General features: G+C 59.9%; 21 protein-coding genes. 17 read left to right on the top strand and 4 right to left on the bottom strand.

All coding sequences use genetic code 11. From position 1 onward, the window contains the following. Window positions 1-105: 105 nt before the first annotated feature. The 3 genes from BMY44_RS14135 (at window position 106) to preA (ending at window position 3,796) form a co-directional block, all read left to right on the top strand. Window positions 106-1,017, top strand: coding sequence for a Gfo/Idh/MocA family protein (locus BMY44_RS14135; RefSeq protein ID WP_089997178.1), 912 nt, complete (start codon window positions 106-108; stop codon window positions 1,015-1,017). Between the two features lie 81 nt (window positions 1,018-1,098). Next, window positions 1,099-2,427 carry an NAD(P)-dependent oxidoreductase gene (locus tag BMY44_RS14130; protein ID WP_089996157.1) on the top strand — a complete coding sequence of 443 codons (1,329 nt, stop codon included), beginning with the start codon at window positions 1,099-1,101 and terminating at the stop codon, window positions 2,425-2,427. A 64-nt stretch (window positions 2,428-2,491) separates the two neighbouring features. Then, window positions 2,492-3,796, top strand: a complete 1,305-nt coding sequence (gene preA, locus BMY44_RS14125) for an NAD-dependent dihydropyrimidine dehydrogenase subunit PreA (protein WP_089996155.1) — start codon at window positions 2,492-2,494, stop codon at window positions 3,794-3,796. Here preA and BMY44_RS14120 read toward each other — a convergent pair whose 3' ends face one another. Next, window positions 3,797-4,468 (bottom strand): FAD-binding oxidoreductase, encoded by a 672-nt coding sequence (locus BMY44_RS14120; RefSeq protein WP_089996152.1) that lies wholly within the window; start codon window positions 4,466-4,468, stop codon window positions 3,797-3,799. 70 nt (window positions 4,469-4,538) lie between these two features. Further along, a complete protein-coding gene (locus BMY44_RS14115; protein WP_423219753.1) occupies window positions 4,539-5,153 on the bottom strand; it encodes a TetR family transcriptional regulator C-terminal domain-containing protein in 615 nt (204 codons plus the stop codon). A gap of 150 nt (window positions 5,154-5,303) precedes the next feature. Between BMY44_RS14115 and BMY44_RS14110 the strand changes: the two genes are divergently transcribed. The 12 genes from BMY44_RS14110 to BMY44_RS14055 all read left to right on the top strand — a co-directional run bounded on the left by BMY44_RS14110 (window position 5,304) and on the right by BMY44_RS14055 (window position 19,103). Continuing rightward, window positions 5,304-6,554 carry a Zn-dependent hydrolase gene (locus tag BMY44_RS14110; RefSeq protein WP_089996147.1) on the top strand — a complete coding sequence of 417 codons (1,251 nt, stop codon included), beginning with the start codon at window positions 5,304-5,306 and terminating at the stop codon, window positions 6,552-6,554. Between the two features lie 355 nt (window positions 6,555-6,909). After that, complete coding sequence (gene hydA / locus BMY44_RS14105) at window positions 6,910-8,364, top strand: dihydropyrimidinase (RefSeq protein WP_089996144.1); 1,455 nt, start codon at window positions 6,910-6,912, stop codon at window positions 8,362-8,364. Further along, window positions 8,301-9,092, top strand: coding sequence for a hypothetical protein (locus BMY44_RS14100; protein ID WP_131801616.1), 792 nt, complete (start codon window positions 8,301-8,303; stop codon window positions 9,090-9,092). The genes hydA and BMY44_RS14100 overlap by 64 nt, the downstream gene beginning before the upstream one ends. Beyond that, window positions 9,089-9,868, top strand: a complete 780-nt coding sequence (locus BMY44_RS14095) for an ABC transporter ATP-binding protein (protein ID WP_089996139.1) — start codon at window positions 9,089-9,091, stop codon at window positions 9,866-9,868. Before BMY44_RS14100 ends, BMY44_RS14095 begins: the two co-directional genes overlap by 4 nt. Window positions 9,869-9,916: 48 nt before the next feature. Continuing rightward, window positions 9,917-10,837, top strand: coding sequence for an ABC transporter permease (locus BMY44_RS14090; RefSeq protein ID WP_089996136.1), 921 nt, complete (start codon window positions 9,917-9,919; stop codon window positions 10,835-10,837). Next, window positions 10,837-11,676, top strand: a complete 840-nt coding sequence (locus BMY44_RS14085) for an ABC transporter permease (RefSeq protein WP_089997177.1) — start codon at window positions 10,837-10,839, stop codon at window positions 11,674-11,676. The genes BMY44_RS14090 and BMY44_RS14085 overlap by 1 nt, the downstream gene beginning before the upstream one ends. A 48-nt stretch (window positions 11,677-11,724) precedes the next feature. Next, window positions 11,725-12,717, top strand: coding sequence for an ABC transporter substrate-binding protein (locus BMY44_RS14080; RefSeq protein ID WP_089996133.1), 993 nt, complete (start codon window positions 11,725-11,727; stop codon window positions 12,715-12,717). Between the two features lie 138 nt (window positions 12,718-12,855). Further along, window positions 12,856-14,871: a hydantoinase/oxoprolinase N-terminal domain-containing protein gene (locus tag BMY44_RS14075; RefSeq protein WP_089996132.1), complete on the top strand. Its 2,016-nt coding sequence runs from the start codon at window positions 12,856-12,858 to the stop codon at window positions 14,869-14,871. Between the two features lie 76 nt (window positions 14,872-14,947). Continuing rightward, the gene (locus BMY44_RS14070; protein WP_089996129.1) at window positions 14,948-15,565 is read left to right on the top strand and encodes a CDP-alcohol phosphatidyltransferase family protein; all 618 of its coding nucleotides are present in this window, start codon (window positions 14,948-14,950) and stop codon (window positions 15,563-15,565) included. Next, window positions 15,562-16,758, top strand: coding sequence for an ABC transporter substrate-binding protein (locus BMY44_RS14065; protein WP_089996125.1), 1,197 nt, complete (start codon window positions 15,562-15,564; stop codon window positions 16,756-16,758). Before BMY44_RS14070 ends, BMY44_RS14065 begins: the two co-directional genes overlap by 4 nt. A gap of 37 nt (window positions 16,759-16,795) precedes the next feature. Beyond that, window positions 16,796-18,478 (top strand): ABC transporter permease, encoded by a 1,683-nt coding sequence (locus tag BMY44_RS14060; protein WP_089996122.1) that lies wholly within the window; start codon window positions 16,796-16,798, stop codon window positions 18,476-18,478. Continuing rightward, complete coding sequence (locus BMY44_RS14055; protein ID WP_089996119.1) at window positions 18,471-19,103, top strand: ATP-binding cassette domain-containing protein; 633 nt, start codon at window positions 18,471-18,473, stop codon at window positions 19,101-19,103. Before BMY44_RS14060 ends, BMY44_RS14055 begins: the two co-directional genes overlap by 8 nt. Here BMY44_RS14055 and crtC read toward each other — a convergent pair. Further along, window positions 19,100-19,978, bottom strand: coding sequence for a carotenoid 1,2-hydratase (crtC, locus tag BMY44_RS14050; RefSeq protein ID WP_089997176.1), 879 nt, complete (start codon window positions 19,976-19,978; stop codon window positions 19,100-19,102). The two genes, BMY44_RS14055 and crtC, sit on opposite strands and share 4 nt — an antisense overlap. Then, the gene (gene crtD / locus BMY44_RS14045; protein WP_242650569.1) at window positions 19,933-21,489 is read right to left on the bottom strand and encodes a 1-hydroxycarotenoid 3,4-desaturase CrtD; all 1,557 of its coding nucleotides are present in this window, start codon (window positions 21,487-21,489) and stop codon (window positions 19,933-19,935) included. Before crtD ends, crtC begins: the two co-directional genes overlap by 46 nt. A 105-nt stretch (window positions 21,490-21,594) precedes the next feature. On the opposite strand from crtD, the gene BMY44_RS14040 reads away from it, so the two are divergent. Both BMY44_RS14040 and BMY44_RS14035 read left to right on the top strand, forming a co-directional pair. Continuing rightward, window positions 21,595-22,476, top strand: a complete 882-nt coding sequence (locus BMY44_RS14040) for a polyprenyl synthetase family protein (RefSeq protein ID WP_089996114.1) — start codon at window positions 21,595-21,597, stop codon at window positions 22,474-22,476. After that, entirely contained in the window at window positions 22,476-23,609 is a 1,134-nt protein-coding gene (locus tag BMY44_RS14035; RefSeq protein WP_089996112.1) for a methyltransferase, read from the top strand. The genes BMY44_RS14040 and BMY44_RS14035 overlap by 1 nt, the downstream gene beginning before the upstream one ends. Window positions 23,610-23,670: the final 61 nt, after the last annotated feature.

Below are 23,670 nucleotides of genomic sequence, written 5' to 3'. Positions count from 1 at the left end.
GCCGCGCTATGCCCGACGTCATCAAATGTTCGGGCAAGACGGGCATGCGTAACTAGTACGCGCTCACCGTGTCTGGCGGGTCGATATGGGACGAGGGAGCCAATGATGCCAACCAAAATCGCACTCGTCGGGATCGGGGAAATCGCACGCAACCAGCATGACCCGTCCATTCGCAACAGCGACGCTTGGGAACTGGCTGCAACGGTCAGCCGGTCGGGATCCCTCAAAGGCGTAGAGGCGTTCACGGACATGGACGCGATGCTGGCTGCACGGCCGGACATTTCTGTTATATCGCTGTGCCTGCCACCGGTGCCACGCTTTGACTATGCAAAAAAAGCGATTGCGGCAGGGCGGCATGTGATGCTGGAAAAACCCCCCGGCGCGACATTGGCCGAAGTGCACGCACTACAGCGGCTGGCAGATGATGCGGGCGTGGTTCTGTTCGCCACGTGGCACAGCCGGATGGCAAAAGGGGTCGCTGCAGCCAAGGCGTTCCTGTCAGACAAGCAGATCGACAATGTTCACATCGACTGGCAGGAAAGCGTGCGCAAATGGCATCCAGGCCAGACGTGGATCGCACAACCGGGCGGGATGGGGGTCATGGACCCTGGGATCAATGCCCTGTCGATCATGACCGAAGTTTTGCCAATGGCGGTGCATCTGACAGGGGCGACGCTCAGGTTTCCTGAAAACTGGGACACGCCGATCATGGCGGACCTGACGTTCACGCAGGATGTCACGGCTTCTTTCGACTGGACGCGGGAGAAAGACGAACAATGGGAAATTCACATCACCGCGGGATCGGATCAGGTGACGCTGATCGAAGGCGGAAACCGCTGTTTGATCAACGGGGAAGAGACGTCGCAGACGGCGCTTGATGAATATCCGGCGCTTTACGCGCGCATGTCCGATTTGCTGGCAAATGGAACGTCCGATGTGGATCTCTCACCCATGGTGCATGTGTCGGATGCGTTCACCTTGGGCAAACGGATCAATATTCCGGCGTTCGATTTCTGAAAACGGTCCGGGTAAAATTTACCATTTGATAAAAAAATAATCTGTGGCAGGCTAGGCAAATCATTTGCTGATGGAGAGTCCATGCCCACCACAAGCACGCCCGGAATTGTCGCAGGTCGCCTGAGTGCGGAACAGATCGCGGAACACTTCGATGATCTGCACGCGCCTTTTGCCCCGCATGAAGCCGCTGTCGCTGCAGATCGGTGTTACTTCTGCCACGACGCGCCCTGCATCACGGCCTGCCCGACGGATATCGATATTCCGCTGTTCATCCGGCAGATCAGCACCGGCACACCCGAAGCTGCGGCCAAGACCATCTTTGACCAGAATATCCTCGGCGGCATGTGCGCCCGCGTCTGCCCGACCGAAGACCTTTGCGAACAGGCCTGCGTGCGTGAACTGGCCGAAGGCAAGCCGGTCGAGATCGGGCGGCTGCAACGCTATGCGACTGACACCCTCATGGCGCGTCAGGGCCATCCCTACAATCGTGCCGACATCACAGGCAAGAAGGTTGCTGTGGTGGGCGCGGGTCCAGCCGGTCTGTCATGTGCACACCGGCTTGCGATGCACGGGCATGATGTCGTCATTTTTGATGCCGAGGCCAAACCGGGCGGCCTCAACGAATTCGGGATTGCAGCCTATAAGTCCACAGACGACTTTGCCGCACGCGAGGTCGAATGGCTGATGGGCATCGGGGGGATCAGGCTGGAAACCGGCAAGGCACTTGGCGATGCGCTGCGTCTTGAAACCCTGACGGAAGACTATGACGCCGTCTTCCTTGGCGTCGGACTGGGCGGTGTGAACGCCCTGCGCGCGGATGGGGATGACAAGGACGGCGTGCAGGATGCGGTCTCCTTCATCAAGACATTGCGACAGTCTCAGGACCTGACAACACTTCCGGTCGGGCGACATGTGGTCGTCATCGGCGGCGGTATGACTGCCATCGATGCGGCCGTGCAGTCAAAGCTTCTGGGTGCCGAAAGCGTCACGATCGCCTATCGCCGTGGCCGCGAAGGGATGAGCGCAAGCCGCTATGAACAGGACCTTGCCGCATCCAACGGCGTGAAGCTGATGTTCAATGTGCAGCCCAAGGCAATCCACGGAAACGGTAGCGTGGCCGAAATCGAGCTGGAATATACAACCGATGACGGCAACCAACTGCGCGGGACGGGCGAAACCATCCGCCTGCCAGCAGATCAGGTGTTCCGGGCCATTGGCCAGACCCTGACAACAGATGGCGGTCTGGAACTCGCCGGTCGCAAGATCGCGGTGACCTCGACTGGTCGGACCAGCAATCCGAAGGTCTGGGCTGGTGGTGATTGCGCCGCCGGTGGTGATGACCTGACTGTGACTGCCGTGGCCGAAGGGCGTGATGCGGCGATGGATATCCATGCAAGCCTGAGCGCCTGACGGGGCGGCGGGAGCCTCCGGCGGGAGTTTTTTCTGCCAGATGAAGACAAGAGAGGAACAGAAAATGGCCGATCTGACGACAGATTTTCTGGGGATCAAATCCCCCAATCCGTTCTGGCTGGCCTCTGCGCCACCAACAGACAAGGAATACAACGTCCGCCGCGCGTTCGAGGCCGGATGGGGCGGTGTCGTCTGGAAAACGCTCGGGGCCGAGGGGCCGCCCGTCGTCAATGTGAACGGCCCGCGCTATGGCGCGATCTACGGTGCGGACCGGCGCTTGCTTGGTCTCAACAACATCGAATTGATCACCGACCGCCCTCTGGAAATTAACCTCGAAGAAATCACCCGCGTCAAAGCCGACTATCCCGATCGGGCGATGATTGTGTCGATCATGGTCCCTTGCGAGGAAGACGCATGGAAGACGATCCTTCCGCGCGTTGCTGCTACGGGTGCCGATGGCATCGAACTGAATTTCGGCTGCCCACATGGCATGTCAGAACGGGGCATGGGCGCGGCCGTCGGGCAGGTTCCCGAATATATCGAAATGGTGACACGCTGGTGCAAGCAATACTACGACAAGCCCGTCATCGTGAAGCTGACCCCGAACATCACGGACGTGCGCAAACCCGCAGCAGCGGCAATGCGGGGCGGGGCGGATGCCGTGTCATTGATCAATACGATCAATTCGATCACGAACGTCAATCTGGACACGATGTCCCCTGAACCGTCGATCGACGGCAAGGGTTCGCACGGCGGCTATTGCGGCCCAGCAGTCAAACCGATCGCGATGTCCATGGTCAGTGAAATCGCGCGCAACCCCGAAACGCATGGCTTGCCGATCAGCGGCATCGGCGGAATTACGACATGGCGGGACGCGGCGGAGTTTATGGCGCTGGGCTGTGGCAACGTGCAGGTCTGCACAGCGGCAATGACTTACGGTTTCAAGATCGTACAAGAAATGATCAGCGGTTTGTCACTATGGATGGACGAAAAAGGCTATGCGTCGACCAGCGATTTCGTGGGGATGGCTGTTCCGAACGTCACAGACTGGCAGTATCTGAACCTGAACTACGTCGCCAAGGCAAAGATCAATCAGGACAGCTGTATCTCCTGTGGTCGGTGCTATGCGGCCTGCGAAGATACGAGCCATCAGGCGATTGCCATGTCAGAGGATCGTACATTCAGCGTGATCGACGCAGAATGCGTGGCCTGCAACCTTTGTGTCGATGTCTGTCCGGTCGAGGGCTGCATCACGATGGAACCGATGACGCCGGGCGAGGTCGACCCCCGCACCGGCAAGGTTGTCGAGAAGGAATACGCCAACTGGACGACCCATCCCAACAACCCCGGCGCTGTCGCGGCAGAGTAATTACCAACCGTCCTCGGTAATGATCTTGTCTTCTGCCGCACCCAGTTCCTTTAAAGAATTGCGCACGTCGTCGACCATGTCGCCGGGCCCGCAGATATAGAACGTCTGGTCAAAATCGGAAATGATGCCTGACAGGGTTTCCTTGTCAGGTTTTCCCTTCTCATGCGCCGTATCATCCTGATCCGACACAAGGTAGATCGTCTCAAGGCCGTTCATCTGGTCGAATTCACCCTTCAGAATGATGTCGGCGTCCGTTTCGTTCACATAGATCAGCTGGCAATTCATTGCGCCTTTCTTTGCATGGGCACGCAGGATCGCAATAAACGGGGTGATCCCGGCACCGGCGGCGATGAATACGCCCGGGCCGTGGTCGGTGATCGCTCCGAACGGATCGTCCGCGATGACCTGATCGCCGGGGTTCATGTTCGGGATTTCATCCGTCACGCCATCCTTTTCGGGATAGGATTTGATGACGAACTCAAGCGCGTTCTTCTGGTCGGGCAAGGATGTCATGGTGAACGGGCGTTCGGCATCGCGCCAGCCCTTTTCGTCAAAGGCCAGATTTGTGGCTTGCCCGGCTTCGAAATCAAAACCTTCGGGGCGATTGAACGTCAGCATATACGTGTCATGTGTGACCGGTTTGATGCCTTGCAACGTCAGCGTATGTGTCATGTCAGTGTAACCTCTCTTTGGCAGAGAAACTGACAATGTCGCGTTTCGTTCCAGAAAACGGACGGATGCGTCAGGTCTTGAGAAGACGCTGATAGAGGGTCTCGATAAAGGCATCCGCCCCTGGAAACGGCTCGCTTTCGGGCATCACGGCGCGCACCTGCACATCGAAGTCGGCGTAATGCTGGGTCAGTGCCCAGATCGAAAAGATCAGGTGATGCGGATCAATATCCGCGATCTTGCCGGCCACCTGCCAGGCGCGGATGATCTTGACCTTTTCGGCGACAAGCTCTTTCAAATCACCGCGCAGCGCAGCGCCGATCAGCGGCGCGCCTTGCAGGATTTCATTGGCGAACAGGCGACTTTCACGCGGATAGTCCCGACTCATCCGAAGTTTCAGCTTTGCATAGCCAAGAATCTCGGCGACCGGATCTCCGTCTGCATCCATCGCCATCAGCGGATCAAGCCAGGTGCGCAACAGCTCTGTCAAAAGCTCTGTGTAAATCGCCTCTTTCGACGCAAAGTAGTAAAGAACGTTCGGCTTGGACAATCCTGCCGCATCGGCAATCTGGTCCAGCGTGGTCCCGCGAAATCCATACTGGGAAAATACCTCCAGCCCCGCAGCCAGAATGACGCTGCGGTTTTTTTCCTGAATCCGTGTGCGGGGTGCGGAACTGCTCATAACCATTCTTTGCTGGATATTTAGGCGCGCATCAATCGAAACCAGTCCCCCTGAGGTAAAGTTGGGCGTTTGCCGCAAATTTACACAGGAAACTTGACTGCCTATCCGCCTCTGTTAGCCTTCATTTTACCATCTGGTCAAAAGAATGAGGTTACCATGGCTGCCCCCGGTGAAAATCTGCGCATCAATGGTGAACGTCTGTGGGACAGCCTGATGGAAATGGCCAAGATTGGGCCCGGTATTGCCGGTGGCAACAACCGCCAGACCCTGACGGATGAAGACAGCGAAGGCCGCCACCTGTTCCAGACATGGTGCGAGGCTGCGGGTTGTACCATGGGTGTCGACGAAATCGGCAATATGTTCGCACGCCGCGAAGGCACCGACCCTGACGCGTTGCCCGTTTACGTCGGCAGCCACCTCGACACGCAACCGACCGGTGGCAAATACGACGGCGTTCTGGGTGTGCTGGGCGGGCTGGAAATCATCCGCACATTGAACGACCTCGACATCAAGACAAAGCACCCGATCGTCGTGACCAACTGGACGAACGAGGAAGGCACGCGCTACGCACCGGCAATGCTCGCGTCAGGCGTATTCGCGGGCAAGCATGCCCTTGACTGGGCGCTCGACCGGGTCGACGCAAAGGGCAAGAAATTCGGCGATGAACTGGAACGCATCGGTTGGAAAGGCGATGAAAAGGTCGGCGATCGCAAGATGCACGCCTTCTTTGAACTTCACATCGAACAAGGCCCCATTCTGGAAGCCGAGGGCAAAGACATCGGCGTCGTCACCCACGGGCAGGGTCTGCGCTGGATCGAATGCACGGTGACGGGCAAGGAAAGCCATACCGGCTCCACCCCCATGCACATGCGCAAAAACGCTGGCCGAGGCTTGGCGCTGGTGACCGAGCTGGTGCACGAGATCGCGATGAAGAACCAACCCAACGCGGTGGGGGCCATCGGCCATATCGACGTCTACCCGAACTCGCGCAACATCATCCCGGGCAAGGTGGTTTTCACCGTCGATATGCGCACGCACCTACTGGACAAACTGAACGGGATGGTCGCGGAATTCAACGAACGGGCACCGAAACTCTGCGAAGATATAGGTGTAGATTTTTCATGTGAAATCGTCGGCCAATTCGACCCGCCCGCGTTTGATGAAAACTGCGTCAAAGCCGTCCGTGACGCAGCCGAACGGCTCGGCTATTCGCACATGGATATCGTGTCCGGCGCCGGGCACGACGCCTGCTGGATCAACGATATCTACCCGACAGCGATGGTGATGTGCCCCTGTGTAGACGGGCTAAGCCACAACGAAGCTGAAGAGATTTCGCCGGAGTGGGCGGCGGCAGGGACTGATGTCTTGTTCCATGCGGTGGTAGAGACGGCGGGGATTGTGGGGTGAGACATTTCTGCACACTCTTTGCTATCCCGCTTTTGGCACCGCCTGTGGCAGCGGAACTGGCGTGGACAGACGGAATCGGATCAATTGCTTGCTCAAAACTCGGCAGTGTTGAAGATCAAGCTTTAGTAGATTGGGTTCAAGGCTATTGGACAGGAGCAAACCTGTATTTGGGAGGGACTGACGTCTGTGCAGAAAGAGCGAATATAACTCAAGTGGACCCTAGTTTAATTCGGACGATCATTGATGTGCAATGCGTTCTAATTCCAGACCAACCTATAATGGTGGCCGCTTTTAACGCTCTAAATGGCCTGCCGAAACTAGAGGGGTCGCGTGCAGCCGCCTGTGGAGGAAAATCATGACCAAAGTCATCAAAAACGGCACCATCGTCACCGCTGATCTGACCTACAAGGCAGACGTCCTCATCGACGGCGGCAAGATCATTGAAATCGGCCCGGACCTGAAGGGCGATGAACAACTCGACGCCACCGGCTGCTACGTCATGCCCGGCGGGATCGATCCGCATACGCACCTCGAAATGCCGTTCATGGGCACATATTCCACGGATGATTTTGAATCCGGTACGCGCGCGGCGCTGTCCGGTGGCACAACGATGGTCGTCGATTTCGCACTGCCCAGCCCCGGTCAGGGCCTGCACGACGCATTGCAGATGTGGGACAACAAATCAGGCCGCGCGAACTGTGATTATTCCTTCCATATGGCCGTCACATGGTGGGGCGAACAGGTCTTCAACGAGATGGAGTCGGTCATCAAGGACCGCGGCATCAACACCTTCAAGCACTTCATGGCCTACAAAGGCGCGCTGATGGTCAACGATGACGAAATGTATGCGTCGTTCCAGCGCCTCGCGGAACTTGGCGGCATCGCGATGGTTCACGCCGAGAACGGCGATGTGGTCGCGGAACTGTCCGCGAAACTTCTGGCGCAAGGCAATACCGGGCCAGAGGCACACGCCTATTCCCGCCCGCCCCAAGTCGAGGGTGAAGCAACCAACCGTGCCATCATGATCGCCGATATGGCGGGCGTGCCGCTCTACGTGGTGCATACCTCTTGCGAGGACAGCCACGAAGCGATCCGCCGCGCGCGCATGCAAGGCAAGCGCGTTTGGGGCGAACCCCTGATCCAGCACCTGACGCTGGATGAATCCGAGTATTTCAACAAGGATTGGGACCACGCCGCGCGGCGGGTCATGTCGCCGCCATTCCGCAACAAGCAGCATCAGGACAGCCTCTGGGCCGGTTTGCAGTCGGGTTCGCTGTCGGTCGTGGCAACGGATCACTGCGCATTCACGACCGAACAGAAACGCTATGGCGTCGGTGATTTCACGAAGATCCCGAACGGCACCGGCGGGCTTGAGGACCGGATGCCGATGCTCTGGACCCATGGGGTGCGTACCGGACGGCTGACGATGAACGAATTTGTCGCTGTGACCTCGACCAATATCGCGAAGATCCTGAACTGTTACCCCAAGAAAGGGGCGGTGCTGGTCGGGGCCGATGCAGACCTTGTCGTCTGGGACCCAGAGAAATCCAAGACGATCCAGGCCAGCGCCCAGCAATCCGCCATCGACTACAACGTGTTCGAGGGCAAGGAAGTGACGGGCCTGCCGCGGTTCACCCTGACGCGCGGACAGGTCGCTGTGCACGACGGCGAAATCAGAACCGAGGAAGGCCACGGCCAATTCGTGAAGCGCGCAGGGAACACACCGGTGAACAAGGCGCTGTCATCATGGAAAGAACTGACCGCACCGCGACCAGTGGAACGAACGGGTATACCGGCGAGTGGGGTTTAGACCTAGTGTCAGTATTGTCCAAAAGAGTCACCAAAACCACAGACGTTCTAGCTCCTGATGAATATGACGGCCGACTAGGCAAGTTGAATGCCATTATCGTCGGCGACGATGCACTTGGTCATCTCACTATTCGGTATTTGTCGCTTGTGCTTCTTTTGGTTGCCACGGTTGTCGGTTGCATGACCTTTACGCAATCCGGGTTCTTTGGGAGCTCGGACGTCAGTCTTCGTCCAGATATGCTGTCAGGCATTTTTGGTATCCTTCTGATCGCGCCGCTTTATCTCCGGCGGATCATCACGTGGTCACCGTCAATCTACTACATACTGTCAGCTGTCCTGAACGTTACCGTTACAGCTGTTCTCATTCAGGCGGTGCTCGGCGCGGCTTCAACAACATGGTTGAGTATCCCGCTACCGTTTGTACTGGCATTAGGTCTGGCAATGACATGGTTGGGAATCAGACCGCTTGCACCGTTGGCGTGGGCATGCGTCATTCTTCTTGGAATCCTGAACCTTCAAGCCGCAAGTGAGGCAATGGGCTTATGGGGCTACCTTTTCGTTATCTCCGCAGGACTTGGCATTTTCCTGCAGTTCCCGTTTGAGCCGCAAAAGATGCTGAAAGAGGTCAAATACGATTTTATTGGCCCACCTGAGGATTTGATCGAACCGACGAATTCGCTGATGCGGGAAGAGGTCCTTGATCGAGGCCGGGATGGCGATGGTGCATGACTGAAACAACGATCTCTGCCACGCGTCTCGACCTTACCTTCCAAACCAACGACGGTCCGGTTCACGCATTGAAAGACGTGAGCCTTGAGATCAACAAGGGTGATTTCGTTTCGTTTATCGGCCCATCGGGCTGCGGCAAGACCACGTTCCTGCGCTGTATCGCGGGGCTTGAGACGCCGACGGCGGGGGAGCTGACTGTCAACGGCATGTCCCCGGATGACGCGCGGCGTGCGCGGGCTTATGGCTATGTGTTTCAGGCAGCGGGACTTTATCCGTGGCGCACGATTGGCGGGAACATCCGCCTGCCGCTGGAGATCATGGGATTCTCCAAGGTCGAACAGGCAGAGCGTGTGAAGCGGGTTCTCTCGCTCGTCGATCTTGATAATTTCGAGAAGAAATTTCCGTGGCAACTGTCCGGCGGGATGCAGCAGCGGGCGAGTATCGCGCGTGCCCTTGCCTTTGATGCTGATATCCTTCTGATGGACGAACCTTTCGGTGCACTGGATGAAATCGTCAGGGATCACCTGAACGAACAACTGCTTCAGCTATGGGCGCGCACGGAAAAAACGATTGCCTTTGTCACCCATTCGATCCCCGAGGCGGTGTATCTGTCGACCAAGATCGTCGTCATGTCGCCGCGTCCGGGCCGGATCACCGATGTCATTGAAAGTCCGCTGCCAAAAGAGCGGCCGCTGGATATACGCGACACGCCGGAATTCATTGCGATTTCACACCGCGTGCGAGACGGGCTGCGGGCGGGCCATGTTGATGTGTAGGAGCCTGCGGCGCGAGTTTATCTGGCCAGATGAAGGGGCGGGGCGCGCATGAAGTCCATTGTTCCGGTCCTCACGGTGCTTTGTGCTGTTTTGATGATTTGGGTGGTCTGTGTCATTCCGATGAATGCACATTTGACGGCAGACCAGGCCCAGCGCGACGGCTTGGTATTGGAGCCCGATACGCCGATTGCACGGCAAGAGCTGGTCGGACTGACGCTGGCCTTGAAGAATCCGCAGATCATTCCGCTGACATTCACGCAGGAACGCCCACGCCTGCCATCACCCCATCAGGTCGCGGCGGAACTTTGGGACACTGTCGCACTCAAGCGCCCCACATCCAATCGCAGTTTGGTTTATCATGGTTGGGTCACCCTGTCGGCGACCCTTCTGGGTTTTGTGATCGGCACCACACTCGGGATCCTGTTGGCGGTCGGGATCGTGTTCAGCCGCACCATGGACAAGTCGGTCATGCCATGGGCGATCACCTCTCAGACGATCCCGATCCTTGCGCTGGCTCCGATGATCATCGTGATGCTGGGCGCAATCGGGATACAGGGTCTGCTTCCGAAGTCAGTGATTTCGGCTTATCTTTCCTTCTTTCCTGTCGTCGTGGGCATGGTTAAGGGGTTGCGCAGTCCGGATGCGATGCAGCTGGATCTGCTGCGCACTTACAATGCCAATGCGTCACAAGGGTTCTGGAAACTGCGTTTGCCTGCGTCGGTGCCGTATCTTTTTGCGTCGCTCAAGATCGGGATTTCCGCAGCACTGGTGGGCGCGATCGTCGGGGAACTGCCAACAGGCGCGCGTGCCGGGTTCGGCGCGCGGATGCTGGTGGGCGATCAGTACGGGCAACCACTTGTGACCTGGGCCGCCTTGTTTGCGGCTGCAATCACGGCGGCGCTGCTGATCGTCATCATCAACATGATTGAGAGGGGCACATTGCGCCGAATGGGGATGAAAGCGACATGATGGCGTTCGCTTCAGCAGGGGCCGTCTGGATCGCAGGGTGGTGGCTGAATACCCGGCTTGCGCATGGACCATCGTCGGATTCGCGGCGTGTCAGCCTGCTGATCCCCGCGATCTTCGGCATCACGATCCTGATCATGTGGGAAATTCTTGTCAGGGGGCTGGGCATCAGTGCCGTAATCCTGCCGCCGCCTTCGATGATCGGCGCGCGGTTTGCCGCTGAAATTCCGTTGCTTTGGGCAGACTTCAACCAGACGATCATCAAAGGCGCGCTGGTGGGGTATGTCCTTGGCACACTGTCCGCCTTTGCCATGGCGATCCTTGCAGACCGCTCTGATTTCCTGACGCGCGGTATCCTGCCCGTCGGCAGCTTCATGGCGGCCCTGCCAATTGTCGGCACGGCACCGATCTTTGTGAAATGGCTGGGCAGCGGGCCTGAATCAAAGGTCGCCGTTGTCGCCGTGATGATTTTTTTCCCGATCCTCGTGAACACGGTCGCGGGGTTGCGCGACACCACCGCGATGCAGCGCGATCTGATGCGCACCTATGGGGCGGGCTATTGGGCGACCTTGTTGAAATTGCGCTTGCCGGCTGCGATGCCATTCATCTTCAATGGTCTCAAGATCGCCACGACATTGGCACTGATCGGGGCCATTGTTGCTGAATTTTTCGGCTCTCCCACGGTCGGGATGGGGTTCCGTATCTCGACATCGGTCGGACAGCTTGCACTTGATCTTGTCTGGGCCGAAATTGTTGTGGCAGCGCTCGCCGGATCGGCGTTCTATGGCTTGGTGGCATTTATCGAATCCCGGGTGACCTTCTGGCACCCCTCGCAAAGATAACGAGACGGGGCGAACCCCGCGCGACATGAAACTGACTTGGAGGTCAAAATGAAAAAGTTGATGATGGCGGCAGCACTTGCCGTTGGTTTAGGTGGAACTGCCCAGGCGGACGGCCATGCCAATGATGTGACATTGCAGTTGCAGTGGGTCACGCAGTCCCAGTTTGCGGGGTACTACGTGGCGTTGGATCAGGGCTTTTACGAAGAAGAGGGGCTGAACGTCACCATCCTGCCGGGTGGTCCCGATATCGCCCCGCCGCAGGTGCTCGCCGGTGGCGGTGCTGACGCGATGCTGAACTGGATGCCCTCCGCACTCGCCGCGCGTGAAAAGGGCTTGCCCGTTGTGAACATTGCGCAGCCCTTCAAGACGTCCGGCCTTATGCTGACATGCTGGAAGGACACCGGCATTGAAACGGTCGAGGATTTCCGCGGCAAGACCATCGGTGTCTGGTTCTTCGGCAACGAATATCCGTTCCTGTCCTGGATGAGCCAGGTCGGCATTCCGACCGATGGCGGTGAAAACGGCGTGACGGTGCTCAAGCAGGGTTTCAACGTCGACCCGCTGCTGCAGCGTCAGGCGGACTGCATCTCGACCATGACATACAACGAATACGGTCAGGTGCTTGATGCCGGTGTCAGCGAGGACGAGCTGGTCACCTTCAAATACGAAGAACAGGGTGTTGCGACACTCGAAGACGGCATCTACGTGCTTGAAGAGAACCTCTCTGATCCGGTGTTCGAGGACAAGATGGTCCGCTTCGTGCGTGCCTCCATGAAAGGCTGGAAATGGGCCGAAGAGAATCCGGAAGAAGCGGCAGGCATCGTGCTGGAATATGACGAAACCGGCGCCCAATCCGAGGCCGCACAGATCCGCATGATGGGCGAAATCGCCAAACTGACTGCAGGGTCAAACGGCGCGCTTGATCCGGCGGACTTTGATCGCACAGTGGCGACACTGCTTGCGGGGGGGTCCGACCCGGTCATCACGGCAGAGCCCGAAGGTGCGTGGACACATGCCATCACGGATAAGGCGCTGAACTAAGGCGCATCGCACGACAAGAAGCCTCGCCCTCTCAGGGGGCGGGGCTTTCGTTTGCACAGATGGCAAGAATTCGTTCACATATGGACTAACGAACGTTCCTGCGCCAACGTGCGCGAAACGTTCCAAAGGCCTGCCCAAATGCCCCTTCTTCTTGGCGTCGATACCGGCGGCACATACACCGATGCGGTGATCCTTGACGATGTCACGGACATAGTGCTGGCAAAGGCCAAATCACTGACGACGCGTCCTGATCTGGCAATAGGTGTCGGAAAGGCAATCGACGCCGCCATCGCCGGTGCCGAGGTCGATGCAACAGCCATCGGCATGGTGTCCCTGTCCACGACCCTTGCGACCAACGCCCTTGTCGAAGGGCAGGGCGGTCGTGTCGCGCTTATTTTCATCGGCTTTGACCCTGCGGATGTCATGCGCTCCGGCTTGCAAGAGGCGCTGGCAGGTGATCCGCTCATCGCTGTGGCTGGCGGGCACAGTCACGCTGGTGGCGAGATCGTTCCGCTTGATCTAAACGCATTGACCGCCGGGCTTGCCACGCTTGACGAGAGCATCACCGGATTTGCCATCGCCGCCAGTTTTGCAACACGCAACCCAGCGCATGAAATCGCCGCGCGTGATCTGATCCGCACCCGGACAGGCAAACCTGTTACCTGCTCGCATGAATTGTCGTCAGCCCTTGGCGGCCCAAAGCGGGCGCTGACAGCTGTGCTGAATGCCCGTCTGATCGGGATGATCGACGGGCTGATCGCTGCGGTTGAATCCCATCTTCAAAGCCTGCGGATCGACGCCCGCCTGATGGTGGTGCGCGGCGACGGCGCGCTTGTCTCCTCTGATATCGCCCGCGAAAAGCCTATTGAAACTATCCTGTCCGGTCCTGCCGCCTCCATCGCAGGGGCCGCTTGGCTGACTGGTATCGCCGATGCACTGATCAGTGATATCGGCGGCACGACGACGGATGTTTGCCTGCTACGCGACGGTCGCCCAAAAATCGACCCGCAAGGCGCGCGTGTTGGACCTTACCGCACGATGGTCGAAGCAGTTGCCATGCGCACCACAGGTCTGGGTGGCGATAGCGAGGTGCATGTCAAGGAAGGGCTGAAAGGCCGTCTGTTCCTTGGACCGCGCCGTCTGATGCCGGTTTCACTGGCTGCAACGATCCAGCCGGACCTTGTGCACAAGGCGCTGGATGCCGCAGTCAGCACCGGTGTGCCTGCGGTTGATGGGGGGCGCTTCGTGTTTCCGGTTTGGCAAGGCGATCCTCCCATAGGTGGCGACAAGCGCGAACAGGCAGTGATCGACCGGCTGGCGCAAGGGCCGCTCAGGATGGGTCACGCGGTGACGACCCGGATCGAGGGCCCGGCGTTGCAGCGCATTGTCGCGCGGGGCCATGCGATGATTGCAGGGGTAACGCCCTCTGACGCCGCCCACGTCCTTGGGCTGTCCGACGCTTGGGACGGGGACGCCGCGACCAAGGCGCTGACGCTTTTCGCCTATCAGCGCAGCGGCGCGGGCGAGCGGTTGGCGAAGAACCCCGAAGAGATGGCAGCAGCAGTCATCGCGCAACTGCGCAAGCAAACGGTCGACTGCCTGCTTGAAACGGCATTCGGCGAAGATACCCGCGATTGGGGCGACAACAGTGCGGCGCAGCTGACACAACATGCGCTGACCAACGCAGGTCTGGATCGGCACGACGGATTGATCCGTACCGAATTGCGGCTTGGCTTGCCGGTGATCGGCTTGGGCGCATCGGCCGCGGCCTATTATGGCCCGGTGGGAGATCGGCTTGGCACCGATATGGAACTTCCCTCACACGCAGACGTGGCCAACGCCATCGGTGCTGTTGTGGGACAAGTCGCCATTCAGGCGAAAGGCAGCGTCACCTCGCCCGGCGCGGGGCGTTTTGTGGCGCATCTGTTGAATGGCCCGGCGCAGTTTGCAACGCAGGACGCCGCACTCAGCGCGCTCGAAGATGCACTCACGCAAGACGCCGTCGCCCAAGCCCAAAGCGCAGGCGTACCAACACCGAACGTGATTATCGCGCGGGATGTGCAGCAGGCCGAAATCGAAGGACAGCCGATGTTCATCAGCGCCGATCTGACCGTGACCGCGCAGGGGCGTCCACGCATCGCGCATGACAGCTAACTCACGTTCGCGTGGGCTGGATTGCGTCGGACGGTCGCATGCTGCAAAACACTCGCCAACTCACGGACGCTTATCCATGCTCGACAGCTACGCCCGCAGATTGATTGACCCCCCGCTGAACCGCGCGGGGCAGATCATTGCAGCCAAAGGGCTGACAGCGGATGGTGTGACCTTGATCGGGCTGGGGCTTGGGCTTGTCGCAGCGTTACTCATTGCTCTGGGCCTGCCGGCACTCGCACTTGTCTTTTTGCTGGCAAGCCGGATCGCCGACGGGCTGGACGGGGCTGTCGCCCGCGCGACGCACAAGACCGATTTCGGTGGCTACCTCGATATCGCGGCGGACTTTCTGTTCTATGGCATGATCCCCCTTGGCTTCGTCCTTGCCGACCCGTCCGCGAACGGCGTAGCAGGGGCCTTCCTGCTGGCGTCTTTCTATTTCAACGGCACCAGCTTTCTGGGGTTTGCAATCCTCGCTGAAAAGCACGGGCACGTGACGACGGCGCAGGGACAGAAATCGCTCTACTATTCGAACGGGCTGCTCGAAGGGACCGAAACGATCGTCTTCTTCGTGATCCTCTGCTTGTTCCCGGCATCCTTCGCGACACTCGCATGGGTGTTCGGCACGCTTTGCTTTGCAACCGCCGCCCTGCGGATCTGGGGCGCTTATCAGACCTTCAAAGGACCAAATTCATGAAACACCTCGCCCTTCTGGCCGCCCTGATCCCGTCCGTGGCACTCGCCGATACCGATCCGGCAGACTGGGATGCCGTGACCGCTGCAGCCCAAGGCCAGACCGTGTACTGGAACGCCTGGGGCGGTTCGACCACGACAAACGATTTCATCGCTTGGGTAGGTGATCGCGTGTCCAAGGAGTACGGTGTGACGCTGGAGCATGTGAAACTGACAGACACGGCAGATGCAGTGACGCGAGTGCTGTCGGAAAAGCAGGCTGGCGAAAATGATGACGGTGCGATCGACATGATCTGGATCAACGGTGCCAATTTCGCGTCAATGAAAGACGCAGGTCTGCTGTTTGGCCCCTACGCCGAACAACTGCCGAACTGGGCCTTGGTCGATACCGAAGGCAAAACCGTCCAGAGCGATTTCACCGTGCCGACGGAAGGATATGAATCGCCATGGGCCATGGCGCAGGTCGTGTTCATGTACGACACGGCGGACCTTGCCGAACCGCTTGGGGACATGCAGGCGATTCTGGAATGGAGCGCTGCAAACCCCGGGCGCTTCACCTATCCGCAGCCGCCCGATTTCCTCGGCACGACATTCCTCAAACAGGCGCTTGTCGATCTGCTTGACGATCCATCTGTACTGCAAGCACCCGCAACAGACGAAACATACGCGACGGTCACAGCCCCGCTCTGGGATTACCTCGATGCGCTGACACCGAACCTCTGGCGCAGTGGAGAGGCCTACCCCGCCACCGGACCTGCGCAACTGCAACTGATCGCGGACGGCGAAATCGACCTCGCGATTTCCTTCAGCCCGGGCGAAGCGACAGCGGCCATTGCCAACAACCAGCTTCCCGACACGGTGCGGACCTTCGTGCTCAGCGGCGGGACAATCGGGAACGCTTCCTTTGTGGCAATCCCCTACAACTCGGGCAGCAAGGAAGGCGCGATGGTCGTCGCCAACTTCCTGATGTCACCCGAGGCACAGGCCCGCGCGCAGGACCCGGCAATTCTGGGCTATGGCACCGTTTTGGATATGGGGGCGCTGACAGCAGAGGACCGCGCGCTGTTCGATGCGCTCGACCTTGGGATCGCGACACTGTCCCCTGCCGAGCTCGGAACGATACAGGCAGAACCACATCCCAGCTGGATGACGCGCATCGCCGAAGACTGGGCGACACGCTACGGCGTGGCGCAGTAGTCCGAACAGTGACGCCGCAAGGCCGCATTCACACGTCATGATCGCGCGACCACTCCCCCTGCTCACAATCCTCGTGATGCTTGGCCCTGTGGTCGCGGGGCTTTACGGTACGGTCCTGCCGGCATTCAACCATTTGCCGCTGGCAGGGCTGACAGGGCCATCGCTTGCACCGTTTGCAAAACTGTTCGCTTGGCCGGGCCTGCCGGATGCGGTGCGGTTGTCAGTCGTCACCGGCATCGGATCGACGCTTATTGCCTTGCTGATCGTCACGTTGCTGACGGCTGGCTGGTCGGGAACACGCAGCTTTCGTGCGCTCGAACGGCTGTTGTCACCGCTGCTTTCGGTGCCACATGCGGCGGCGGCCTTCGGGATCGCCTTTCTGATTGCCCCATCTGGCTGGATTTCGCGTGCTGCGTCACCTTGGCTGACAGGGTGGGACCGCCCGCCGGATGTGCTGATTATTCAGGACTCTGCCGGTCTGGCCATGATGGCGGGCCTGGTCGCGAAAGAAGTGCCATTTCTTCTTCTGATGACACTCGCCGCGCTGGGGCAAGTCGATGCGACGCGCTCTGTCGCCGTGGCGCAAGCGTTGGGGTATTCGCGGCTCACCGGCTGGCTGAAAACTGTCTTTCCGCGTGTCTATGCGCAGATCAGACTACCGGTCTATGTCGTGCTGGCCTATGCGATGTCGACAGTCGATGTCGCGGTGATCCTCGGGCCGAACACGCCGCCGCCCCTCTCGGTCCAGATCGTCAAATGGATGAGCGATCCGGACCTTGGCATGCGCTCACTCTCGGCTGCGGCAGCGCTCTTGCAACTCGCCCTCGTACTCGGTGCACTGCTGTTCTGGCGATCGGGAGAGCATATCGTCGGGCGATTGGGTCGCCGCTGGGCCGCGATGGGCGGTCGCGGTCGGGCGGACCGCGCGGTCAGCGCAACGGCACTATCGCTCGGGGCGGTTTCCGCGCTGTCTGTCCTTCTGGGGATCGCCATATTGACCGTCTGGTCATTTGCGGGTTTCTGGGGCTTTCCGGATGCGCTGCCAGACAGCTTCACATTGCAAAACTGGATGCGGCACGGCGACGGGGCGCTAGCGTCATTTGGTGAAACCGCCCTGATTGCCATCGTCGTGACGCTACTGGCAATTATCCTCACCATCGGTTGTCTGGAGGCCGAACATCGCCATGGCTTGCAGCTGACACAACGGGGCATGTGGTTGCTTTATCTGCCATTGCTGATCCCGCAAACAGCCTTTCTACCGGGGTTCCAGACGTTCCTTTTGACGCTTGGCGCGGACATCGGGCGCATTCCGGTGATGATCGCACATCTGGTCTTCGTCCTCCCTTACGTCTTCCTATCTCTCGCCGACCCGTTCCGGGCGTGGGATATGCGGGTTGGTACCGTTGCCAGCGCGCTCGGGGCGACACCGAACCGCATCCTCTGGAACGTGCGTTTACCGATGTTGTTGCGGCCTGTGCTCACGGCGATGGCGGTCGGTTTTGCGGTGTCCGTCGGCCAATATCTTCCGACGCTTCTGATCGGCGGCGGGCGCGTGGCGACATTGACGACGGATGCCGTGGCGCTTGCATCCGGCGGTGACCGGCGGGCTATTGGCGTTTACGGGCTGATGCAAACGGCGGCGGCGCTGATCCCCTTCGCGCTCGCGCTTTTGATCCCTGCCATGGTATGGCGCAACCGAAAGGGATTGCGACATGGCTGACGGTTTGGAACTGCGCGATGTGCAGATCACCAAGGATGGAAAACCGCTGGTCAGGTTGAACCGGTTGATCGGACCGGGCGATGTGCTGACGGTCATGGGGCCATCCGGCATCGGTAAATCGACCTTGCTCGCCTACGTCACCGGCACGCTGCCGCCAGCCTTCGTCGCGACAGGTCAGGTTATTCTGGACGGTCGCGACATCACCCACGAGGTGGCGCACAAGCGCAACGTTGGCATCCTGTTTCAGGACGATCTGCTGTTCCCGCACCTGTCAGTCGGGGCCAACCTCGCTTTCGGTCTGCCAGCCGGTGGTTCATTGGCAACCCGCAGGGCCAAGGTCGAAGACGCGCTGGCGCAGGTCGATCTGGCAGGCTTCGCGGATCGCGATCCTGCAACCCTGTCCGGTGGTCAAAAGGCGCGGGTTGCGCTGATGCGCATGCTTCTGGCGGACCCTTGCGCGCTGCTCTTGGACGAAGCTTTCTCGCGGCTCGACACAGCGCTTCGCGCACAGGTGCGCACGCTGGTTTTCGACCGCGCGCAGGACCTGCAACTGCCGGTACTGATGGTTACCCACGACGCCGAGGACGCTGCGGCCGCTGGCGGCGAAGTCGTGACACTTGGTTAGTCAGCAGCGAACGTCCAGGCCGGTCGCCGTGGCACCCTGACCGCCAACATCGGCTTCAGCGCCGCCATGCGGAACCGCGTCAGGTCCAACGCCTCATGCACGCCGACACAGCGTTCGCCGTCCAACACGGTTTCCACCGCCGAGCGGCTGTAAAACGGCGCATCCAGCATCGACAAGACCTGTCGCGGCTCTGCGCCCGGATCGGCCCGCGTTTCCCGTTTGACCTGCCACAGCGACCGCTTGAGCGGCGTCTGCGGCTGGCCCGCAATCTGCTCTGCCGACCCGTCCGGATCAAAGCGGACTGCAGTTTCGAACGTCGATCCATCGCGCCGGGTTACGTCATAAAACGCCGTTGCCCCCCGCGCGCCCGGAAAGCAGCCCCAGGTCCAGTAATCAAAATCCTGCTCCAAGGCGCGGGTGCCGAAATTGGCATCGAAATATCCCTTGCCAGACCACTGCCAGCCGTTTGCCTCCAGATCGACAGAGATATCCGAAATCGGGCCAAAGGGACGCCAGACATGCGACCCGTCCGCCTTTAAGGGCAATTCCACAGACGTCAAAGCAGAAGGCGTCACCGTGATCGTGCCGCGCACGCGGCTGACCAACGGCGGGCTTGCGATTTCGTCGATTGAGATCACCAGTTTATCACCATCCCAATGCATCGAAGACGGCCCCACCTCCAACGTGTCGCGAGAGGTGCGCAAGGCCGCGCGACCCCGGTCCGTCATCGTGAACCGCCCGCCCTTTCCATAGGTCGCCACATTGATGCAGCAGTTGTTGGCGGGGTCCTTGCGCCCCGACCACGCATACCATGGCGAAAAGACCGATCCTATGAAGCCGATGACCGAGACGGCTTTGGTGCCACAGTCGCTGATCCCGTCGACATACCACCACGCATAGCCGTTTGCGGGGACGTCGATATCAAAGTTCGGTCGCTCAAGATCGCCCCTGCCGCATGCTTCCCGGAGAGCGTGGCCATCGGCACGCCCGCCCCCGGATGTGTCCCGCCCCCGCAAAGGTACAGACCCTTGATCGGCGTGCGGGCTGTCGGACGTTTGAATGCCGCCATCATCCCGTGTGGGGATCGCCCGTAAAGCGACCCTTGGCTGGCTGGAAACAGCCGGTCGAACCCCATTGGCGTCGTCAGCGCGTCCGCGTCCGGTGTTGGCGTGAACGTCAGCCCGAAGTCCGCGAACCGCCTGAAAATCTGTGTCTGACATCGTGTCTGTTCCTCTGCTTCGGGGCGGGGCACCGGCGGTGCGTTCAGGATGATTTCAAAGCGCTGCAAGGCATCTGGGGCGCAACCATGGTCTTGGGCGCAAAGATAAAGGGTGGCGTCCTCGGGGATGTCTCCGCGGGCCAGTGCATCAAACTCTGCCGCAGGATCATGGCCGAAGAACACCGTATGATGCGCCAGATCAACGCCACGCGGGGCGGCGGCAAAAGCATAGACGCAGGCTGATAGGGACCGCGGTTCAACCGCATCGGTCCGCACCGCGCCTTGTACGCCCTCGCCCAGCAATCCGACGGACAAGGCCCGCGGATCACCGTTGAACACAACCTGATCGGCGGCAATGAACCCGGCATCGGTATCCACGCCTGTGACAACACCATCCTGCGTCACGATCCGCCGGACCGGTGTGTCATACTGAAAACGCGCACCCCGATGGGCGGCCAACCCGGCAAGCGATGCGGCCAAGGCATGCATACCACCGGCAACCGACCAAACCCCGCGTGCCTCTGCATCAGAAATCAACGACAGGATCGCAGGCGACGCATAAGGGGATCCGCCGACATAGGTGGCATAACGCCCGAACAACTGCGCCAGACGCGGATCGCGAAACGCGGTCTTCAGCAAACCGGCCATCGTGCGATGCGGTGCCATATCTGCAATCAGACGCGGGCGCAGCATGACTTTGGCAGTCAGCGCGGCGCGCGTCGGGGCCTCGTTCAGCATCATTGGGCCTTCGAACGCATCATAAAGGCGTCGCGCGCGTGCCGCAAAAGCGCGATAGTCATCGGCGGACCCGTCACCGAAGACATCGGCGACATGGGCGATACTTTCCGCAGGGTCGGCCGACAGATCGAAACAGGTGCCGTCATCCCAATAATGGCGCGCAAGAATTGGCAGCGGGGTCAGGGTCAGGTGATCCTCCAGCCGTTCGCCCACACGCGTGTAAAGGGATTCGAACACCGGGCGCATTGTCAGAACGGTTGGGCCCGCATCAACCGGGCCTGCGGCAGAAGGCACAGTGCGCATCTTGCCACCCGGCGTGCCATGCGCCTCAAGAACGGTGACGCTGCAACCGGCATCGGCCAAGCGCAACGCGGCCGCGAGTCCGCCGACTCCAGCCCCGATCACAACGATATTTCCAGCCTCACGCAATTGCAGACCTCCACTGCCAATAGTTGACTCGAAACGGAAAACTGTCCAGTCTAGTTTACACACGGCATGTCTAATCAGAATGACATACCGCAACGCGAGGGCCATATGCGCATTTCTGAACGGATCGAAACGGCGATTACACACGCCATCGCAGGGGGGCAGGCATCTGCCGCACCCGCCAAACTTTCAGCCGCACTTGGCTATGCGGTGACACCTGGTGGCGCACGGATTCGTCCGACGATTCTGACGTCTGTGGCAATGGCCTGCGGCGATCCGCATCCGAAACTGACAGATGCGGCAGGGGCGGCGCTCGAACTTCTGCACTCGGCCAGTCTGGTGCACGACGATCTGCCTTGCTTTGACGATGCGGAACTGCGGCGCGGCAAACCGGCGCTACATCGCGCATTCTCCGAACCTATTGCCGTGCTGACAGGTGACAGCCTGATCATCATGGCATTTCAAATTCTCGCCCGCGCGGCGCAGCACAATCCAACGGCGGCAATCGCGCTGATCGACGTTCTTTCGACCCGATCCGGCATGCCCTACGGGATATGTGCGGGGCAAGGCTGGGAAAGCGAAGAGGTCATCGACCTGTCCGCCTATCACCAGTCGAAAACGGGCGCGCTGTTTATCGCGGCCACGCAAATGGGTGCGCTCTGCGCCGGTCAGGATGCCGAACCCTGGACAGAACTCGGCGCGCGCATTGGCGAGGCGTTTCAAGTCGCCGATGATCTGCGCGACGCGCTTTGCGACGAAGACACACTTGGCAAACCGGCAGGGCAGGACGATCTGCACGGGCGACCGAACGCCGTGGCGCAGCTTGGCGTGCGCGGCGCGGTTGCGCGGTTCGACGATATTCTCGCCGGCGCGATCTCATCTATTCCCGCCTGTCCGGGCGAAGCGGCACTCGCGCAGATGGTGCGGGCCTACGCCGACAGGCTGGTGCCCGCCATCGCCCGCGAAAAACCAACCGTTCCCGGCGAATAATGGCAGACGTCGATCTGCCATGTGCCGTGACGCGCCCGCGCAAATCCTCTCGGCTTGTGCGACTAGCCGCGGCGCCTGCATTCCAGCGCTGGGCCAGTCGCGTGCCGCTCTTGCGCCGCATCGTCCGCAACGAAGGCGAGGCCTTGTTCGATCTGGTCGCGGGGTTCTGTCACAGCCAGATCCTGCAGGCGCTCGTGAAATTCGACATCCCCGGCATGCTGCTGGAAGCAGAACTGCCCGCCCGCGCGATTGCCGCGCGCTGTCAGGCCCCTGTCGAGCGCATCGCTGTGCTGCTGCAAGCCGCGCAATCGCTACATCTTTTGCGCCGTACGCGTGATGGCTCTTATGCGCTGACAGTGCGGGGTGCCGCGCTTGCCGGTGTGCCGGGGCTGTCCGGCATGATCGCACATCACGACGTCCTTTACCGCGATCTCGCTGATCCGGTCGCATTCTTTCGCGGTGAAACCGACCCCGAACTTGCTGCTTTCTGGCCCTATGTATTCGGGGCCGGTGCCGTAGAAGACCCGAACACCGCCGCGACCTATTCCGCGCTGATGGCCGACAGCCAGTCCCTCGTCGCCGCAGACACGCTCGCAACGATCCGGCTTTCGGGTGTGAAACATCTGATGGACGTCGGCGGTGGCACAGGCGCGTTTCTGGAAGCAGTGGGCGCAGCCTACCCCGCCTTGCAAATGACGCTCTTCGATCTACCAGCCGTCGCGCCACATGCAGCAAATCGCTTTGCCGCTGCGGATCTGGCCGACCGCACGACAATTCAAAGCGGCAGCTTTCGGGATGATCCTCTGCCCACCGGTGCCGATGCGATTTCGCTGGTGCGCGTGCTTTATGATCACACCGATGACACCGTGCGCAGGCTTCTGACCGCAGCCTATACAGCACTGCCGCCCGGCGGGCGGATCATCATATCCGAACCGATGACAGGTGGTGAGAGGCCTGAACGGGCAGGGGATGCCTACTTCGCGCTCTATTGCATGGCGATGCAGACGGGCACCGCAAGATCGCAGGACCAGATCGCGGCATTGCTTGGCAAAACCGGTTTTCAAAACGTGCTGACACCCCGCGCAAAGCGGCCGTTCATCACGTCCGTCGTGACAGGTGTCAAGCCAGCCTGACAACTTTCTTGTCTAAATACGTTGACAGGTGAATGTGTAAGCTTAAACTGACAGTGGACAG

It is taken from the genome of Cognatiyoonia koreensis (genome assembly GCF_900109295.1).
Lineage (GTDB): Bacteria > Pseudomonadota > Alphaproteobacteria > Rhodobacterales > Rhodobacteraceae > Cognatiyoonia > Cognatiyoonia koreensis.
The sequence above is the reverse complement of the archived record's forward strand: the minus strand, read 5'-3'. Positions and strand labels throughout refer to the sequence as shown.

Bases quoted from the DNA above. Each gene is read 5' to 3' on its own strand.
- hydA (WP_089996144.1), top strand. From the start codon at position 6,910: ATGACCAAAGTCATCAAAAACGGCACCATCGTCACCGCTGATCTGACC.
- BMY44_RS14035 (WP_089996112.1), top strand. From the start codon at position 22,476: ATGGCAGACGTCGATCTGCCATGTGCCGTGACGCGCCCGCGCAAATCC.
- preA (WP_089996155.1), top strand. From the start codon at position 2,492: ATGGCCGATCTGACGACAGATTTTCTGGGGATCAAATCCCCCAATCCG.
- BMY44_RS14065 (WP_089996125.1), top strand. From the start codon at position 15,562: ATGAAACACCTCGCCCTTCTGGCCGCCCTGATCCCGTCCGTGGCACTC.
- BMY44_RS14040 (WP_089996114.1), top strand. From the start codon at position 21,595: ATGCGCATTTCTGAACGGATCGAAACGGCGATTACACACGCCATCGCA.
- BMY44_RS14060 (WP_089996122.1), top strand. From the start codon at position 16,796: ATGATCGCGCGACCACTCCCCCTGCTCACAATCCTCGTGATGCTTGGC.
- BMY44_RS14135 (WP_089997178.1), top strand. From the start codon at position 106: ATGCCAACCAAAATCGCACTCGTCGGGATCGGGGAAATCGCACGCAAC.
- BMY44_RS14075 (WP_089996132.1), top strand. From the start codon at position 12,856: ATGCCCCTTCTTCTTGGCGTCGATACCGGCGGCACATACACCGATGCG.
- BMY44_RS14100 (WP_131801616.1), top strand. From the start codon at position 8,301: ATGGAAAGAACTGACCGCACCGCGACCAGTGGAACGAACGGGTATACC.
- BMY44_RS14085 (WP_089997177.1), top strand. From the start codon at position 10,837: ATGGCGTTCGCTTCAGCAGGGGCCGTCTGGATCGCAGGGTGGTGGCTG.
- BMY44_RS14090 (WP_089996136.1), top strand. From the start codon at position 9,917: ATGAAGTCCATTGTTCCGGTCCTCACGGTGCTTTGTGCTGTTTTGATG.
- BMY44_RS14055 (WP_089996119.1), top strand. From the start codon at position 18,471: ATGGCTGACGGTTTGGAACTGCGCGATGTGCAGATCACCAAGGATGGA.
- BMY44_RS14080 (WP_089996133.1), top strand. From the start codon at position 11,725: ATGAAAAAGTTGATGATGGCGGCAGCACTTGCCGTTGGTTTAGGTGGA.
- BMY44_RS14120 (WP_089996152.1), bottom strand. From the start codon at position 4,468: ATGACACATACGCTGACGTTGCAAGGCATCAAACCGGTCACACATGAC.
- BMY44_RS14130 (WP_089996157.1), top strand. From the start codon at position 1,099: ATGCCCACCACAAGCACGCCCGGAATTGTCGCAGGTCGCCTGAGTGCG.
- BMY44_RS14110 (WP_089996147.1), top strand. From the start codon at position 5,304: ATGGCTGCCCCCGGTGAAAATCTGCGCATCAATGGTGAACGTCTGTGG.
- BMY44_RS14095 (WP_089996139.1), top strand. From the start codon at position 9,089: ATGACTGAAACAACGATCTCTGCCACGCGTCTCGACCTTACCTTCCAA.
- BMY44_RS14115 (WP_423219753.1), bottom strand. From the start codon at position 5,153: ATGGTTATGAGCAGTTCCGCACCCCGCACACGGATTCAGGAAAAAAAC.
- BMY44_RS14070 (WP_089996129.1), top strand. From the start codon at position 14,948: ATGCTCGACAGCTACGCCCGCAGATTGATTGACCCCCCGCTGAACCGC.